General features: G+C 71.9%; 11 protein-coding genes. 7 read left to right on the top strand and 4 right to left on the bottom strand.

Translation table 11 applies throughout. The features are described from left to right. Positions 1 to 159: 159 nt before the first annotated feature. Complete coding sequence (locus tag ACZ5VQ_RS16610; RefSeq protein WP_469105482.1) at positions 160 to 1,266, top strand: MerR family transcriptional regulator; 1,107 nt, start codon at positions 160 to 162, stop codon at positions 1,264 to 1,266. A 13-nt stretch (positions 1,267 to 1,279) separates the two neighbouring features. On the opposite strand, the gene ACZ5VQ_RS16605 is transcribed toward ACZ5VQ_RS16610, so the two are convergent. Beyond that, on the bottom strand, positions 1,280 to 3,682 hold the full coding sequence (locus ACZ5VQ_RS16605) for a 2Fe-2S iron-sulfur cluster-binding protein (protein ID WP_469105481.1): 2,403 nt from the start codon (positions 3,680 to 3,682) through the stop codon (positions 1,280 to 1,282). A gap of 67 nt (positions 3,683 to 3,749) precedes the next feature. Here ACZ5VQ_RS16605 and ACZ5VQ_RS16600 point away from each other — a divergent pair, with 67 nt between their 5' ends. Further along, entirely contained in the window at positions 3,750 to 4,370 is a 621-nt protein-coding gene (locus tag ACZ5VQ_RS16600) for a TetR/AcrR family transcriptional regulator (protein ID WP_469105480.1), read from the top strand. 98 nt (positions 4,371 to 4,468) lie between these two features. Here the strand turns inward: ACZ5VQ_RS16600 and ACZ5VQ_RS16595 are convergent, their stop codons facing one another. Together ACZ5VQ_RS16595 and ACZ5VQ_RS16590 are read right to left on the bottom strand one after the other, a co-directional pair. Beyond that, on the bottom strand, positions 4,469 to 5,143 hold the full coding sequence (locus ACZ5VQ_RS16595) for a Type 1 glutamine amidotransferase-like domain-containing protein (RefSeq protein WP_469105479.1): 675 nt from the start codon (positions 5,141 to 5,143) through the stop codon (positions 4,469 to 4,471). 348 nt (positions 5,144 to 5,491) lie between these two features. Continuing rightward, positions 5,492 to 6,214 (bottom strand): FadR/GntR family transcriptional regulator, encoded by a 723-nt coding sequence (locus ACZ5VQ_RS16590; RefSeq protein ID WP_362074634.1) that lies wholly within the window; start codon positions 6,212 to 6,214, stop codon positions 5,492 to 5,494. Between the two features lie 273 nt (positions 6,215 to 6,487). Between ACZ5VQ_RS16590 and ACZ5VQ_RS16585 the strand changes: the two genes are divergently transcribed. From ACZ5VQ_RS16585 to ACZ5VQ_RS16575, 3 genes are all read left to right on the top strand, one after another. Beyond that, the gene (locus ACZ5VQ_RS16585) at positions 6,488 to 7,870 is read left to right on the top strand and encodes an SLC13 family permease (RefSeq protein ID WP_469105478.1); all 1,383 of its coding nucleotides are present in this window, start codon (positions 6,488 to 6,490) and stop codon (positions 7,868 to 7,870) included. A 90-nt stretch (positions 7,871 to 7,960) separates the two neighbouring features. Further along, complete coding sequence (locus tag ACZ5VQ_RS16580) at positions 7,961 to 9,511, top strand: acyl-CoA synthetase (protein ID WP_469105477.1); 1,551 nt, start codon at positions 7,961 to 7,963, stop codon at positions 9,509 to 9,511. Continuing rightward, entirely contained in the window at positions 9,504 to 10,916 is a 1,413-nt protein-coding gene (locus ACZ5VQ_RS16575) for a carboxyl transferase domain-containing protein (protein WP_469105476.1), read from the top strand. Before ACZ5VQ_RS16580 ends, ACZ5VQ_RS16575 begins: the two co-directional genes overlap by 8 nt. Before the next feature lie 88 nt (positions 10,917 to 11,004). On the opposite strand, the gene ACZ5VQ_RS16570 is transcribed toward ACZ5VQ_RS16575, so the two are convergent. After that, a complete protein-coding gene (locus ACZ5VQ_RS16570; RefSeq protein ID WP_469105475.1) occupies positions 11,005 to 14,688 on the bottom strand; it encodes a S8 family serine peptidase in 3,684 nt (1,227 codons plus the stop codon). Between the two features lie 253 nt (positions 14,689 to 14,941). Here ACZ5VQ_RS16570 and ACZ5VQ_RS16565 point away from each other — a divergent pair, with 253 nt between their 5' ends. Continuing rightward, entirely contained in the window at positions 14,942 to 15,349 is a 408-nt protein-coding gene (locus ACZ5VQ_RS16565; RefSeq protein ID WP_469105474.1) for a CU044_2847 family protein, read from the top strand. Next, entirely contained in the window at positions 15,346 to 17,202 is a 1,857-nt protein-coding gene (locus ACZ5VQ_RS16560; protein WP_469105473.1) for a VMAP-C domain-containing protein, read from the top strand. The genes ACZ5VQ_RS16565 and ACZ5VQ_RS16560 overlap by 4 nt, the downstream gene beginning before the upstream one ends. The last annotated feature ends 115 nt before the right edge of the window (positions 17,203 to 17,317 follow it).

Genomic DNA, 17,317 nt, shown 5'->3' with positions numbered 1-17,317 from the left:
CGCTCGCAGACTAACAACCGGCCCGGGAACCGGATCGGGCCGCTTGACCTTCACCTTTGGGGAGGCCACAGCATCGGTGGCGAGACGAGGAACGGCCGACAGACCGACCGGCCTGCTGGCTGACTGGCTGACTGGCTGACTGCTCATGGGGGTGCGCGCATGGAGATGCTGACGATCGGGGCGTTCGCGAAGGCGTCCCGGCTGTCGCCGAAGGCACTTCGGCTGTACGACGAGCTGGAGCTGCTGCGTCCCGCGCGGGTGGACCCGGAGACGGGATACCGCTACTACGCGCCCGAGCAGTTGGAGCAGGCACGCCTGGTGGCCTGGCTGCGGCGGCTGGGCATGCCGCTGGCCGGTATCCGCGAGGTCTGTGCGCTGGAACCGGCGGCAGCGGCACGGGAGATCCGCGCCTTCTGGGCGCGGATCGAGTCGGAGACGGCGACCCGCCGTGACCTGGCCGCCTTCCTCGTCGACCACCTGTCACGAACCGTCCCGGGAAAGCCAGGCATGCCAGGCAACCCGGGCAATCCGAGTAAGGACACCGCCATGCTGGAACTCCGCTACTCCGCCCTGTCCGACACCGGCCTCGTACGCCCCGCCAACCAGGACACCGCGTACGCGGGCGCCCGCGTCCTGGCCGTCGCCGACGGCTTCGGGTCCGGGGGCGCGCCCGCGAGCAGCGCGGCCGTCGAGGCCCTGAAGTTCCTCGACCGCGAACCGCTCCCCGCCGGGAGCGTCCTCAACCTCCTGGAGGACGCGGTCCAGGGCGCCACCCAGGCCGTCCAGGAGGTGGCGGGCCCGACGGCCGAGATCGGCACCACCCTCACCGCGATGGTGTGGACGGGCTCCCAACTGGCCCTGGTCCACATCGGCGACTCCCGCGCCTATCTCCTCCGCGACGGCGGCCTGTTCCGGATCACGCACGACCACACGATGGTCCAGTCGATGCTCGACGAGGGCCGTCTGACCCCGGAGGAGGCCACCGCCCATCCGCAGCGCGCTCTGCTCCTGAAGGCACTGACGGGCAGCGGGCCCGCCCCGGCCCTCGACGTACGGCTGCACGACGCCCTCGCCGGCGACCGCTATCTCCTGTGCTCGGACGGGCTGTCGGCCGTCGTGTCCGAGGACACCATCAGGGACACGCTCGCGGCGGCCTCCACACCGACCGAGGCCGCCCAGGCCCTCGTCAGGGCGGCGAACGACTCCGGCGGCCCGGACAACGTGAGTTGTGTGGTGGCGGACCTGGTGAACACCGAACCTCAGTAGGTTCCTCCGGCGATCACTGGTCGGCGATGTCGAGGGTGACCTTCGACAGTGGACAGCCCACGCAGGTCAGTACGTAGCCGTCGGCCTGCTGCGCCGGCGTAAGGCAGTTCGGCTCGTTCTGTGCGACCTCTCCGCCGCGGAGCCGCACCATGCAGTCACCGCAGTTCCCGACCGTGCAGGAGTACGGCATCGGCAGCCCCGCGGCCAGTCCCGCGTCGAGCAGTGTCTGGCCGGGCTCGACCACCACCGTGCCGACGGGGCGTCCGTCCTCCTCGACGGTCATCTCCTGCGGCACCGACGTCGCCACGGCCCGGGTGTCCGCCCCGCTGGTGTAGTGCTCCTGGTGCACCAGTTCGTCCGGAACCCCGAGCCCGGCCAGCACGCCCCGGACGGCATCCATCAGCGGCCCGGGACCGCAGGTGTAGTAGTGGGCGCCCGGGGCCGGGGAGAGGCCGGTGACCCAACGGCGTACGCCGTCCGCGTCGAGCCGGCCGTCCCGGCGGGTCAGGACGTGGGTGACCGACAGCCGGTCGGGATTGTCCTTCGCCAGCCGGGTCAGCTCGTCGGCGAAGATGATCTCGTCCGCGCTGCGGCTGCTGTAGAGCAGCGCGATCCGGTCGCGGCCCGGCCGGACGGCGAGCCGGGTGCGGATCATGCTCATCATCGGCGTCACACCGCTGCCCGCCGCGACGAGCACGAGCTCGTCGGGGGCGCCGGGGGTGTCCATGGCGTCCGTGGCGTCCGGGGGCCGCGGCTCGGCGTGGAAGGACCCCGACGGGCCGCGCACCGCGAGGCGGTCCCCGGCACGCAGACTCCGGTGCGCATGGGTGGAGAACCGGCCGCCCTCGACATGCTTGACGGTGACCTCCAGCCGGGCCGAACCGGGCGCCGACGAGGCCGAATAGGCGCGTCGCACCGGGCGGCCGTCGATGTCGGCGACGAGCGTGAAGTACTGGCCGGGCTTGAAGTCGAACGAGCCCGGGTTCGCGCCGGCGCCCTCCGGGACAAGGTCCTCCAGTACGAGGGTGACCGCGCTCGGTGTCTCTCTGCGCACCTCGGCGATGCGCACTTCCCGGAGCGGGTTCTCCGTCGCTCCGGAACCGGTTCCTCGGGCGCCGGTTCCTCGGGCCCCGGTTCCTCCGGCGCCGGTTCCTCCGTAGGCGCCAGGGCGTCGGCGCAGGAAGCCGCGGCGGCGCCCGCCCGCACCGGGCCGGACGTCCTCGTTGACCTCTTCCTTGACGTCCTCGTAGCCCTCCTTCCGCAGCCCGGAACGGTAGGCGCGGTTCATCACCAGCCGCAGCAGCCGGGGCATCCCCGGGATCGCCCCGACTGCCTTGAGCAGGAACGCGGGTGGCCCGCCCTCGGCGTCGGCGGAACCGGCGGCGAGGTGTTCTCCCGCCAGTGCCATCAGGTCCGGCACCGTGCCGCGGTCCACGTGCGCGCCGGGGGTCCACAGCCGTGAGCGCGCCACGGCGTCGTTGGCGGTCACCTCGGCGTGCTCGACGTCGATGAGCAGCGCCAGGTGCGGGGGCATCCCGCGCAGCGCCATCGTCTCCAGCAGCGCGGGATCGTCGGTGATCGCACCGCGGCCGCGGACATGCAGCACACCGGTGCGCCCCGGAACGAGCGCGGCGAACGAGAGCCGGTCGTCCCGCAGCAGGTTGTGGAGCGTGTCGGCGCGCTTGTTGCCCTTCCGGTCCGGGACGACGAGCGTGCGGCCGTCCAGGATCCGTGCCACCTCCTGCCGGTCCCCGCGCGGACTCGTGTCGCTCCCACCCGACGAGTCCCAGGTGGACAGCGCGAGGAAGGGCGCCGCGGCCAGGAACTCGGCGACGCCGGGCCGGTACAGGGGTCCGTCGCCCTCGAACTCGGCGACCGGCTCGGCCGGGGCGGGCGGTCCGGCCGGGGCGGGCGGTCCGGCCGGGGCGGGCGGTCCGGCCGGGGCGCGCGGCTGCCACAGGCGGGACCGGAGGACGGCCTGTGCGCAGTGCACGTACGCCTCCGCAATGTCGACGGTCGTCTCCGCGCCCTTCCGGGCGGCCACCGAACCGTTGACGCGCAGGATCTCCCCGACGCCCGGCAGGAGGAAGAAGAACGAGACCGGACCGTACGGGTCGCCGGGCTCGGGCAGGGAGAACGAGATCCGCGTGGGCGAGTGGACGCGTGCGAACCCCGGGGTGCCGCCGACGAAGGTCGTCCTGCGGGTGCCGTCGGCGTCCCGGTAGCCGAAGGCCGCGATCGGGCACCGGGCGAGGACGGTCCGGCAGCCCTCGTCGAGGGCACTGATCTGTTTGAGCATGACCGCCGACATCGGGCGGCCGACGATCGTCTCGACCTCGTCCACCGTCGTCAGTCGGCGCAGGGCACTCAGCCGGTTCTCCCGCGCATCGGACGTGGCCTTGTTTTCGCAGGTCATGGCACTATTGTGAGCAATGGCTCAGCTCTTTGGCTACTCGCTTTTCGCGCTCTGAGGAGGCCTCCCGATGCCGTCTGCCGACCGCCGTCTTCAGCCACGTCGCAGGCCCCGCCAGGTGCGCGCGGAGCTCACCCGCGACCGCATCCTCACCGCCGCTGCTCACGTTTTCGCCGAGCACGGCTACGCCGCCGGCACCACGAACCGCATCGCCGAACGCGCTCGTGTCTCCATCGGCTCGCTGTACCAGTACTTCCCGAACAAGGACGCCATCCTCGCCGAGCTGGTGGTGCGGCACATCGACCGCGGCACATGGACACAGGCCGACGAGCTCGATCTGTCCCCCGGGAGCCTGGAGGCGACGGTGCGGGCGCTGGTCCGCGACGCGATCGACAACCACCGCGACGATCCGCAGCTGCTGCGGATCATGATCGAGGAGGCGTCGTTCTCGCAGGAAGTGATCGACACGATCGACCGGCACGGAAGGAAGCGCGTCGGTCAGGTGCGCGATCTCCTCGCCCGGCACCCGGATGTCCGCGTGCGGGACCTCGACACCGCGGCCGAACTGATCGTGACCACGGTCGAGATGAACACCCACATGCTCATGGCCGGCCCGCGGACCATCCCGGTCGAGACGTTCGGGAACGAACTGGTGGCCATGGTCACCCGCTATCTGCGCGGCGATCAGTAGGCGGCGATCAGTAGAGGGACAAGCATCGGGACAAGCAGCGGGTCCGGTAGCGGGTCCAGCAGCGATGGCGAGATCAGTGGCGATGCGGGCGCGCAACGCTAGGAGATGCCTGGCAGCCGGCGCGGCTCGACGCGTTCCTCGACGGCCGTGTCGCCGTCGCGGGTCACGATGTACGCGCCCTTGCCGGGGACTTCGGTGACCGCTTCGACCAGTTCGGTGCCGCGGTAGACCAGGCCCACTCCGTCGTCGGTGCAGTGGGTGGTGGGGAGGGTGCCGTCCGCGACGAGTTCGTGGACCAGGGGGCGGCGGCCGGCGTCGGTGTCGTAGTGGACGCCGTTGCCGTAGGGGAGGAGGCCCAACGCGTCGGTGACCGGGCGGAGTTCGGGGCCGAAGGAGTCCGTGGTGCCGCCCCGGAACCAGCAGATCGAGCCCGCGCTGACCCCGCTGAGGACGACGCCCGAGCGCCAGGCCTTGCGGAGGATGTCGTCGAGGCCGTGCACCCGCCAGACCGCGAGGAGGTTCGCCACCGAGCCGCCCATGACCCAGACGACGTCCTGGTCGAGGACGGTGCCCTCGATGTCGTCGAGGTTCGGCATCGGAAAGAGGTTGAGGGGCGTGAGGTCGAAGCCCGCCACGCGTGCGGCCTCGGTCATACGGGCCGTGAAGTGTTCCGCGTCGCCTATGGCCGTACCGACGTACAGGACGCGGGGGCGGCGGCCGTGGGCGCCCGAGAGTTCGACCGCGTGATGCACCAGGGCGTTGAACGCCACCATGGTCCGGCCGCCCCCGGCACGGTGGCCCCCCGAGGTGGCGAGGATCGTGGGCTCGCGTCCGTCCGCGGAAGTCGAGAGAGAGGAGGCAGACGCGCAAGGCGCGGGAGACGCGGGAGTGGAGGGAGCAGCGGGCGAGGAGAGCGAAGAGCGCGAAGAGGGGCCGGACGGAGGCGTGGTGGGCGCGGTCATGACGCCCGATCCTAACCAGGGCCGTCACAGGCCCACCCCGACCAGGACCGTCACAGGCCCACCCTGACCAGGACCGCCGGAGGCCCATCCCGACCAGGGAGGCCACAGGGCCGATCCTGGACCAGGGACGCCACAGGGCCCGATCCTGAACCACGGCCGTCAGGAGCCCTGTTCCTCGTTCTCCTCCGGGTCCCAGTCCAGCAGTCGTACCCTCGCCACCGTCTGCACGTGCCTACGCATCGCGGCGGCAGCCCGGCCCGGCTGCCGGGCGACGATCGCGTCGAAGATCGCGCGGTGCTGGGTGAGGGAACGGGTGGGGCGGCTCGGCTGGCGCAGCGACTCGTGGCGGCTCTCGGTGATCTGGTCGGCGATGGAGCGCATGAACTCGGCGAGGATGCCGCTGTGTGCGGCGGCCGTGACCGCCGCGTGGAAGAGGCGGTCGCCCTCGATTCCGTGTCCGCCCGCCTGGATCTCGTCCCGCATGTGGACGAGGGCGGAGTCCATGGCGGAGACGTCCTCGTCGGTGCGGCGTTCGGCGGCCAGTTCGGCGAGCTTGGTCTCCAGGGCCTCTCGGGCGTCGAGCACGTCGGGCAACCGGCGGCGCCGCTCGACGAGTTGCTCCACCGGTTCGGCGTCGAGGGTGTCGCGGACCAGGTAGGTCCCGCCGCCGTGGCGGACCTCGACGAGGCCCTGCACCTCCAGGACCACGATGGCCTGCTTCACCGAGGCGCGGCTGACGCCGAGGCGGGCCGCCAGGTCGCGCTCGGGCGGGAGGCGGTCGCCTGCGCCCAGGCCGCCCTCGGCCGCGTAACTGCGCAACCGGTCGAGGACCTGCTCGTACAGGCGCGGCTTGGCAGTCATCGGGCGCAGTGCGTCGGTCATGCCCGTCCCCCTTGTCCCCTGTTGCGGGTGGTTCGTCCCCCTGTGGGCGCAGCGTAACACCGGGGGTGACCGGCTCAGCGACCCTGTGGGCAAGTGGCCCAGTGGATGAGTGGCTGAGCCAATTTACGTCACTTCTCTTGACGCTCTCCACGAGCACCACCCAATGTGGTTCAGCCACTTGGCCAATCAGCCGCCCCGCTCACCATCCGCTCACCATCCGCTCGCCACCCGCTCGTCATCCGCTCGACAAGGGACCCAAAGACGGGAGCCCGTATGTCCGCCGAACTGATCTCGATCCTTGTGCTCGTCGTGGTGTTCGTGATCGCCACGACCCGCTCCATCAACATGGGCGCCCTCGCCTTCGCCGCCGCCTTCGGAGTCGGCGAACTGGTCGCGGACCTCGACACCGACAAGATCTTCGCCGGTTTCCCCGGCGACCTCTTCGTCGTACTCGTCGGCGTGACCTATCTGTTCGCGATCGCCCGTGCCAACGGCACCACCGACTGGCTGGTGCACGCCTCGATCCGGCTCGTGCGCGGACGGGTCGTACTGATCCCGTGGGTGATGTTCGTGCTGACGGGCGCGCTCACCGCGATCGGCGCGGTCAGCCCGGCCGCCGTCGCCATCGTGGCGCCGATCGCGCTGAGCTTCGCCGCGCGTTACCACATCAGCCCGCTGCTGATGGGCGCGATGGTGGTGCACGGCGCGCAGGGCGGCGGATTCTCCCCGATCAGCATCTACGGGACGATCGTCAACGGCATCGTCGAGCGCGAGAAGCTGCCCGGCAACGAGATCGCCCTGTTCCTCGCCTCGCTCGTCGTCAACCTCGTGATCGCGGGCGTGGTGTTCGTCCTGTTCGGCGGGCTGAAGCTGCGCAACGACGGCGCGGTCGCGGAGACTGCCCCGGTCTCGGCGTCGGCCTCGTCGTCGGTCTCGGCATCGGCGGTCCCGGCCGGCGCGGGCGCAGACGCGAAGGGCACGCCCGAGGCTCGCGAGGTCGACCTTGAAAAGGACCGTGAAGAGGACCGTTCGGAGGAGCGCGAGGACGACACCACGCGGCTCAACCCCGCCCGTATGGCCACCCTCGCCGCTCTCGTCGCCCTGGTCGTCGCCGTGCTCGCCTTCGACCTGGACGCCGGCCTGACCTCCATCACCCTCGCCGTCCTGCTCAGCACCTGCTGGCCGGAGGACAGCCGCAACGCCGTCGGCCAGATCGCCTGGCCGACGGTCCTGCTGATCTGCGGTGTGCTGACGTACGTCGGCGTCCTGGACGAGATGGGCACGATCGACTGGGCCGGCGAGGGCGTCAGCGACATCGGCGTCCCGCTGCTGTCCGCCGTGCTCCTCTGCTACATCGGCGCGCTGGTCTCCGCGTTCGCCTCGTCCGTCGGCATCATGGGGGCGCTGATCCCGCTGGCGGTGCCGTTCCTGGCGCAGGGCGAGATCGGGGCGGTCGGCATGGTGGCGGCGCTCGCGGTGTCGGCGACGGTGGTGGACGTGAGCCCGTTCTCGACGAACGGCGCGCTGGTGCTCGCGGCGGCACCCGGCGTCGACCGGGAGCGTTTCTTCCGGCAGTTGATGATGTACGGAGGGATCGTGGTGGCCGTGGTCCCCGCCGTGGTGTGGCTCGCGCTGGTGGTCCCCGACTGGGGATGACACCGGCCGGGCCGTGCGTTCCGACGGGCGGCTTCCGACGGGCCGCTGCCGACGGGCGGCCTTCGACGAACGACTTAAGGAGTACGACGCGTGTCCCCTCTCTCCCCGGCTCATTCCCCGGATCTCTTCCCGGCCCTGACCGAGGCCCAGGCGGACCCGGACGGCCCCGGCGCGCACCGGCCCGCCCTGCGCTTCGGCGACCGCACCCTGACCTACGGCGAGCTCGCGGCCACCGCCTCCCCCCTGGCGGCCCGTGTCACGGAGGCGGGCCGGATCGCCGTCTGGGCCACCCCCACCCTGGAGACCGCGGTCGCCGTGGTCGCCGCGCTGCTGGCCGGCGTCCCCGCCGTACCGCTCAACCCGAGGTCGGGCGAGAGCGAGCTGGGGCACATCGTGTCGGACAGCGCCCCGACACTGGTGCTCGCGGCACCGGGCACGCAACTCCCGGCCACACTCGACGCGTTGGAGCGCGTCGACGTGGACGTCGACACCGACGTACGCGGCACGGGGACGGCGTCTTCCGCCACCGGCGCCCCCGGCACCGGTGCCCCCGCCGCCATCGGACACCCCGGCCTCACCCCCGGAGCCCCCGCCCTCATCGTCTACACCTCCGGCACCACCGGCCCCCCGAAGGGTGCCGTCATCCCCCGCCGGGCCGTCGCCACCACCCTCGACGCCCTCGCGGACGCCTGGCAGTGGACCGGTGACGACGTCCTCGTGCACGGTCTCCCCCTCTTCCACGTGCACGGCCTGATCCTGGGCATCCTCGGCCCGCTGCGCCGCGGCGGATCCGTACGGCATCTGGGTCGCTTCGAAACGGCGGGCGTGACAAGGGAGTTGAGCGAGGGCGCCACCATGCTGTTCGGCGTGCCGACGATGTACCACCGGATCGCGGAAACCCTCCCCGACGACCCCGCGCTCGCGAAGGCCCTGGCCCGGGCGCGGCTGCTCGTGTCGGGGTCGGCGGCCCTGCCCGTGCACGACCACGAGCGGATCGCGCTGGCGACCGGGCGCCGGGTCATCGAGCGGTACGGCATGACGGAGACCCTCATGAACACCAGCGTCCGGGCCGACGGGGAGCCGCGCGCGGGAACGGTCGGCGTCCCGCTGCCTGGCGTCGAACTGCGGCTGACGGAGGAGGACGGGACGACGGCCGTGGAGGCGTACGACGGGGAGACCGTCGGCGAGATCCAGGTCCGCGGGCCGAACCTCTTCACCGAGTATCTGAACCGGCCCGAGGCGACCGCGGCGGCCTTCACCGAGGACGGCTGGTTCCGCACCGGCGACATGGCGGTGCGCGACACCGACGGCTACGTACGCATCGTCGGCCGGAAGGCCACCGACCTGATCAAGAGCGGCGGTTACAAGATCGGGGCGGGCGAGATCGAGAACGCGCTGCTGGAGCACCCGGGCGTGCGGGAGGCCGCGGTCACCGGCGAACCGGACGCCGACCTGGGTGAGCGGATCGTGGCGTGGATCGTGCCCGCGGATCCCCAGTCACCGCCTTCCGTCGACGAGTTGGCGGACCATGTGGCCCGCCGCCTCGCGCCCCACAAACGGCCCCGCGTCGTCCACCACCTCGACGCCCTGCCCCGCAACGACATGGGCAAGATCATGAAGCGTGCGCTGACCCATGGCTGAGGCCGTGCCGCGGTACACGGCCCGCGAGGCGATCGACCTGATCACCTCCGGGTTCACCGAACTGACCGAGCCCGCGGACCCCACAAGCCCTGCAAGCTCCGCAGACCCCGCAAGCCCCGCAGGCCCCGCAACGAAATACGGTCCGGACGGGCCCCTGTCTTGGCAGGGTTACGACGCTTCGCGCGCCCGCGCCGCCGCCAGCACCGGTGAGGAGGAGTCGGTCGTCTGTGGTACGGCGACCGTCGGCGGGACGGCGACCGTGCTCATCTCCTTCGAGTTCGGCTTCCTCGGCGGATCGCTGGGCGAGCGTACGGGTGACCGGCTTGAGGCGGCCCACGCGTACGCGCGCGAGCACCGGCTCCCGGTCGTCTCCCTCGTCGCCACGGGCGGCAGCCGTATGCAGGAGGGCATGCGCGCACTGGTCCAACTCCAGCGCGTGGCACGGCAGTCGACGCTCACCCGCGAGGCCGGCCTGCCGCAGATCGCGGTCCTGCGCGACCCCACGACCGGCGGCGGCTGGGCCACCCTGGGTGCGGGCGCCGATGTCGTCCTCGCGCTCCCGGGCGCCCAGGTGGGCTTCGCGGGCTCACGCGTACGTCCGCCCGAGGCCGACCCGGCGGCGTACACGGCGGAGGCGCAGCTGGCGGCGGGAGCGGTCGACGCGGTGGTGCCACCGGCGGAGTTGCCCGAGCTGCTGGGGCTGTGGCTGCACCTGCTGAGCCACCCGTCGGCGGAGCCGGTGCCACCCCCGCCCGCCCTGGCCGACACCGATCCGCCGGCCACGGGCTGGGAGGCGGTGGACAAGGCCCGTTCCTCGGAACGCCCCCGCGCCACCGCCTACTTGGACGCGTACCTCGCCCGTCGTGCGGCGATCAGCGGTGACCGCTGCGGCGGCACGGACGACGGGATGCTCTGCGGGTTCGGCGTACTGAAGGACGGCGGCCGTGCCGTGGCCTACGCGGCCCAGACCGGCACCGCCACCCGCCCCGCCGGCTACCGCACCGCCGCCCGGCTGATCCGGCTCGCGGACCGACTCCGCATCCCCGTACTGACGTTGGTGGACACCCCGGGTGCCGCCAACGACGCGGAGGCGGAACGGCAGGGCGCGGGCGCGGCGATCGCGGACGTGTTCGGAGCCGTGGCCGCCGCCGGAACACCCCTCACCACCCTGCTGATCGGCGAGGGCGGCTCGGGCGGCGCGCTGGCCCTCGCCGCACCGGACAACACCTGGGCCACGCCGGACAGTTACTTCTCCGTCATCGCCCCCGAGCTGGCGGCCGCCATCCTCAAGCGACCACCGGAGGAGGTACGCGCCACGGCCGGCCAACTCCACATCCGACCGCAGGACTTGGTGGACCTCGGTGTCGTACGCGGCATCGTGCGGCCACTGAAGTCGCCCTCCTAGCAGGCCCGTTCCAAGAACGAGGGCTGGCCGCCTCCCGGCCCCAGGGGGAGGCGGCGCCGTCCGCGCCCGTACGGTTCCGTGCCGGTGCCTACCGCACGCCCACCGCCCGGATGATCTCCTGCGTCACCGAACCACCCCGGTCGTCGCTCGCCGAGGCCCGCAGCGACACGTACTCCGCGCCACGCGGCACGGTGACCGTCCCCTTCCAGGCGGCCTCACCCGAGCCCGAACCGGAGTCGGAGCCGGGGTCGGAGCCGGAAAGCCGTACCGTCCGCCACGTCTTCCCGTCGTCGTAGGAGACTTCGAGCTTCCCGCCGCCGATGGTCCCTGTGGCGCCGGTGTCCGTCGCGCCCGCCACGTACGAGGAGTGGATCCCCACCGGCAGCCGGCTACCGCCCCGCACGTTCCCCGCGAGGTCGGTGTCGACGTCGAAGCCGAGGTTGAGCAGCGGCAGTACGGTCCAGCGGTCCTCGGGGGTGGCAGCCGACCGGAACGTCCACTCGGAGTGGCCCCTCGTGGAGAGCTTCCAGCGGTCCGCGTCCAGCGTCGTGTCCGTGACGACCTTGTACGTGTGCTCGTCCGCGGGGGCGTCCGAGACATAGGCGCCGGAGCTCATCCGCCGGTCGACCAGTTCCCCGTCGAGGTACACCTCGGTGAACTGGGTCATGCCGGTCTCGTCGCTCCACACGTTGCCGAAGCCGGTGTGGTCGGGCCCGGAGTCGCCCCAGCCCGGGGTGTTGAACTGCAGCTGGCCGCCCGCCCGTTGTTGCCCCCAGCCGAGCCCGGTGCCGAGCCACGGATGCCAGACGGGCCGGAACCAGTCGAGGTCCGGATGCGTGCCCCCGCGGTAGCGGACGAGCCCGCTGCGCTCCTCCAGGTCCCCGGCCCCGACGTTGACGGACTCGTGCCACAGCTGGCCGGGTCCGGTGGAGACGTACTCCGTGCGCTCGGCCGGGAAGTCGATCCGCTCCTGGAAGCCGATGCCGATGGGGAAGGAGTCGTCGGTGAGCGAGTACCGGAACTCGCTGCCGGACACGGGCTTCACGGCGTGGAACCTGGTGTCCAGCACGGCGAGTTGGCCGCGCGAGGGCTCGTACGTCAGGTCGCGTGACGGGATGCTCCCGCGATGCCCTTCCGAAAGGTCGTATGTGTAGGGCGTGTTGCGCGTCCCGTTCGTCTCGACCTTCCGGGCCGCGCGCAGACGTACCGCGTCCGCCGCGTCGACCGTGGCGATCTGGATCGGCCGGTCGGCGTTGTCGTCGGTGCCGAACCAGGCGTTGAGCCGTCCGGGCACGTCGTCCGTGACGAACAGGGCCTCGGCGCCCGCGTCCTGGGCGGCCTGCGCGATCTCGGCGGGCTCCGCACCCTCCCGCATCCGGACGAGAACTGCCTTGCCACGTACGTCCTTTCCGTCGTACTCCCCGGTGCCGACATCGACGAGCGGCAGCTTGCGGCGCCCCTCGACGAGCGTGCTCCCGGGCTGGACGACGGCCTCCCCGACCCCCTTGACCTCCAGCATCGGCTTCCCGAGCCGCCACACGGTCCGGTACTCGAAACTGCCCTTCGTCACCTTCGCCGTGGGTGCCGCGAAGACGCTGTCGTACTTGACCGGCACCTGGACGGCCCCGAACAGGTCCGAGCCGTTGGCCGCGCGGTCGTACTCCATCAGCAGCTGCCGGGTCTCGGTGCGCCGGTCGACACGGGCCGCGACCTCCCTCAACTTCCGCCCGTCCAGGGTGATTTCGCGGTCCCGGTCGAGGTCGATCTCGGGTGCGGCGAGGAAGCCGAGCCCGAGCGAGTCGGCGCCACGGCTGCCGCGTACGTCGAGGAAGGTGTTCAGGCTGTACGTGCCGGGCTTCAGCCTCAGTTCCACCGTGCCGGAGTCACCGACCGGGGCCGGGAACGGGTCGACGCCCTCGGCGAGTCGCTGCACGACGAGGTCGGCTGCGGTCGCCTCCCCGGCGCGGTCCTTCACGTGGACGGTGAGCGTGTACCGCTCCTCCTCCTTGACCAGGCCGAAGGCCGTGTGCGCGACGGTTGTGCCGTCCGCCGTCGAGGCCACGATCTGCCCGCTGGTGTTGCCCACCGGGGCCTTGTCCCCGTCCCCGGTCACGGTCGTGGAGGCCGTCCCGTGCGCGGGCACGGTCAGCGTGGAGTCGGCGAGCGTCGCGACCCCGTCGGGCGCTCCTCGCACGGCGAGGCTCAACTCGACTGCCGTGTCGGAGGAGTTGGTGTAGGTGACGGTCCTGGTGACCGGCTCGTTCGACTCGTAGGGCCAGCGGTGGAAGCCCAGATCGGCGCTTCCCGTGGCGGTGACGTCGGCCTTCACGGCCTCCGGCACGCTCACTCGCCCGGCGCCCAACACATACGCAGAGGCGTCGAGTTGCTTCGACGTCGACATCAGCGCGTTCTTGAGCTGCGCGCCGGTCCAGTCGGGGTGCCGCTCGGCGAGGAGTGCGGCGACGCCCGCGACATGGGGTGTCGCCATCGACGTACCGCTCATGGCGGTGTAGTCGCCGCTGCCGGGCGCGAGACGGGAGCGGGCGGCGAGGATGTCGACGCCCGGGGCGGACAGGTCGGGCTTCAGGGCGTTGTCGCCGTACCGCGGGCCCGCGCTGGTGAAGTACGCGGCCTGGTCGGCGGAGTCGACCGCGCCGACGGTCAGCGCGGAGTCGGCGGCGCCGGGCGAGCCGATGGAGGACGGGGCACCGGTGTTGCCCGCGGCGACGACGAAGAGGGCGCCGGTCTCCTTCGAGAGGGTCTCGACGGCCTGGGCCATGGGGTCGGTGCCGTCGCTGGGCTCGGTCGAGCCGAGGCTCATCGAGACGACCTCGGCGCCGACGTCCCGCGCGGCCCACTCCATGCCCGCGATGATCTGCGACTCGCTGCCCGAGCCCTGGTCGCTGAGGACCTTTCCGACGGCGAGCGTGGCGCCGGGCGCGACGCCCTTCTCCTTGCCGTCGGAGGCGGAGCCGCTGCCGCCGACGGTCGAAGTGACGTGCGTGCCATGGCCGTTGCGGTCGGCGACCTCTTCGCCCTCGATGAAACTCCTGGTGGCGGAGACCCGTCCGTCGAGATCGGGATGGCCGACGTCCACCCCCGTGTCCAGCACGGCGACCGTGACGCCCTTGCCGGTCAGCCCCGCCTCCCACGCCTCCGGCGTACCGATCTGGGCATTGCTTTCGGCCATGTCGGCGCGGACCCGCCCGTCGAGCCAGACCTTGTCGATCCCGTCCTGCCGGGTCAGCGCCCGCCAGAACGTCCGCCCCTTGTCGGCGTCGACAGCCGCTCCATGGACGCTGGGCAGCCCGCGCGTCCTCTCGGCGCCGCGCGGCGTCGCGACACGCGCGCCCTTCTCGTACGTGACGATCAGCGGCAGCTCGCCGGTCTTCCGGTCCGTGAGGCCCTGCCGTATCAACTCGCTGACGTCGAACAGCCGTTGGTCGAGGGTGCCGGCCCGCAGATAGGGCAGCGCCTCGTCCGGTACGACGGTGACGGAGCCGTTCGCCGTCTGCGTATGGACGGCTCCGGGGGCGCCCCGCGGCCGTTCGACGGTGACCGTCCTCCTGCCGCCGCCGAGGTCGGTGACGGTCACCTTGTCGCCGGTGACGAGGGTGACGGTGCGGGCGGCGGAGGCGTCGCGGGTACGGGCCCGGGTTCCGGTGTCCTGTGCCTCGGCGTCCTGTGCCTCCGCCCCGCCCGTGGGCAGCAGCGCGAGCACGAGCCCGGCCGAGGCGAGCGCCGCCCCACGTCTCGCGGATCCTCTGGTCATCCGTACCTCTTCTTCTCGGATCTCTTCTCGGATTCTTCGCGGGTTCTTCTCGGACCGTGGTGGTGCCCGGGTGCTGCGAAGAGTCTCGGGGGGCCGGTGTTGCGGCGGTGCCGACCGGACTTGGCGGAAAGCTGCCCTGGCGGTTTTCCGCCAGAGAGCCGGTGAACGACCTGTGGAAACCGCGACAGCGCCAAGTACCGTCCGTGACAATGGGTAGGTCAGCAGTCACGGACGACGGGGGTTCTGCCACACCATGGACGGTTTAGTGGAGTTCAAGACCGACGACGGTGCCGTGATCGTCGTCGAAGGCGTCGAGGACGAGTCCGGCTCCCGGCTGGTCGCACGCGCGGACGGCACGGTCCAGGCGGCCCGTACGTTCGAGGGCTCACTCGAAGGGGTGCGGGCGGCCGCCGAGTCGGCGCTCCGCGTCTTCCGGGACGGCTCGCTGAAGCCCGACAACGTGGAGATCGAGTTCGGCGTCAAACTGACCGCGGAGGCGGGCGCGTTGATCGCCAAGAGCGCGGTCGAGGGCCATCTCGTCGTCAAGCTCTCCTGGTCGCCCGCTTGGTCCGGTGGGTCCGGCGGGTCCGGCGGGTCGGACGGCTCGCCCGCGGTCACCCCTGGCTCCCCGGGCTCCCCGGAGGCCACCCCGGTCTCATGAGCAGCGCTTCCTGGCACGCGAGAATCAACTGCGGACGCGCCACCGGTGCCGGCTTCCTGGTCACCGAGCGGCACGTCCTGACCTGCGCCCATGTCGTCGCACACAGCGACACGGATCCGGTCGCCGTGTCCTTCGCACACGGCGGCGAGGGTGAGGTGCCCGCCCGGGTGATCGCGCACGGCGGCTGGGACGGCCGTGACACAGACCCGGGCGACCTTGCCGTACTCGAACTGGACCGCCCGGTGTCGTTGAAGCCGGCGGAGTTCGCGACACCCTCCGACGCGTACGGGGACCCCCCGCGCAGGCTCCTCGCCTACGGCTTCCCGAAGCGGTACGACGAGGGCACGCTCGCCGAATACCGGGCCACCGCCGACCAGTTGATCGCCGGCGAGTGGGTCCAGCTGGAGGCGTGGGCCGCGCACGGCCAGCCGCTGGCCCCCGGCTTCAGCGGCGCCGCGGTGACCCTCGCCGACACCGGCCGCGTCGTGGGCATGGTCTCCGCCGCCGCCCGCAGCCCCGAGATCCGCAACGGCCGCATGCTCCCCGCCCAGATCATGGCCCGCTACTGGCCCCGGCTCGGCGACCTGATCCCGACACCGGAGTACGACCAGCCCCAGAAGGAGCGCCTGCGCCACCTGGTGGAGGCAGCGGAGAAACATCAGGAGGCAACCGCGCCGAGACCCAGCGCCCCTTCAGCGGCGCGGGGAACTGCGCGACCGGCCGCCATCCACCCGCAGCCGAGCCACAACAAGACCCCCCGCACTCCGGAATGCAGCCCCGAACGGCTGTACCTGGACGCGGTCGGCCCGCTCGGCCCCCCGCTCCCCCCACACGGCTTCGGCTCCCTCTGGTCCGCGGCCTGGTACCTCCTCTCCGAGGTACCTGACCCGGCCGCCACCCCCCGCTTCGCAGCCCGCCTGGCCGACTTCGTGGACGACGCCCGGCTCCGGTCCGCACTGCGAAGCTGGCCGCTCCCACACGCCAACCGCGGCCCGGCCCCCGCACACGCACCCGCAACCCGTGCGAGCTCCACGGCACACACCTGGTCGCCGATCCTCGTGGAGATCGCCCCCAGCGGCACCGGCAACCGGGACTTCCTGGTCGAGGTGTCCGCGTACAACGACCGGCACCGCCGAGTGGTCGGCTCCCGGCGCCTCCCGGTGGACCGTGTGCGCCCGTACGCGCTGCAACGCATCGACGAGGCGTACCACGAACTGGAGCCGGGAGCCCGGGAGTTGATCGCCTTCGTGCTGCCGCGTCGCTGGCTCAACGCGGACGTGGCGCGCTGGAAGCGCAGCGCCGACGACGACAGTCCGCTCGGCTCCTTCGCACCGCTCGTCGTGATGGACCTGGAGCGGCGGCGCAGCGGCGGTCTGCAGCACAAGCTGAGACAGAAGTGGCGGTCCCTGGACTCGGGGTCGGCGGCCCGGCTGCACCGCATCGACTGCTGGTCCGTCGGACAGGACCAGGTGAAACTGACCATCGACCTGCGCCGGGACGCCGACGTGGTGGGCTTCGGTACGCCGCCCCGCGCCGACGGGGTCAGAAGGCTGTTCCAGGCGAGCCTGAACGCCGCCGTACCGGTGATGCTGTGGCCGCGCTCCGGCTGCCGCGGCGAGCACCGGTGCGGGCGGCCCGCGGACTGCGCGGGCTCGGAGTTCCTGGACCGCCTCGCCGAACATCTCGCGGACCTGCCGCCCCACGAACTCCCGCAGTACGTCCATGAGCTGCGCGAGACGGCGTACGCGTCCGGAACCGCGGAACCGCACTGGGCACACGACCTGGCACTCCTCTGGGAGGACCCCGAATGCCTCCCCGACCCCGTCGGCTACGCGCACAACCCGGTTGGCTGAGCAGGCCGTTGAAGGGATCGTTGAGGAGGCCGCAGGAAATCGGTTGATGAACGGCGGCCCGAAGCCGTCGACTGAAGCACGGAACGCACAACGGAACACGGAACACGTTCGGAGA

It is taken from the genome of Streptomyces sp. NPDC033178, from assembly GCF_055577685.1.
Note: the sequence above shows the minus strand (reverse complement) of the source record. Positions and strands in the feature narration are given on the sequence as shown.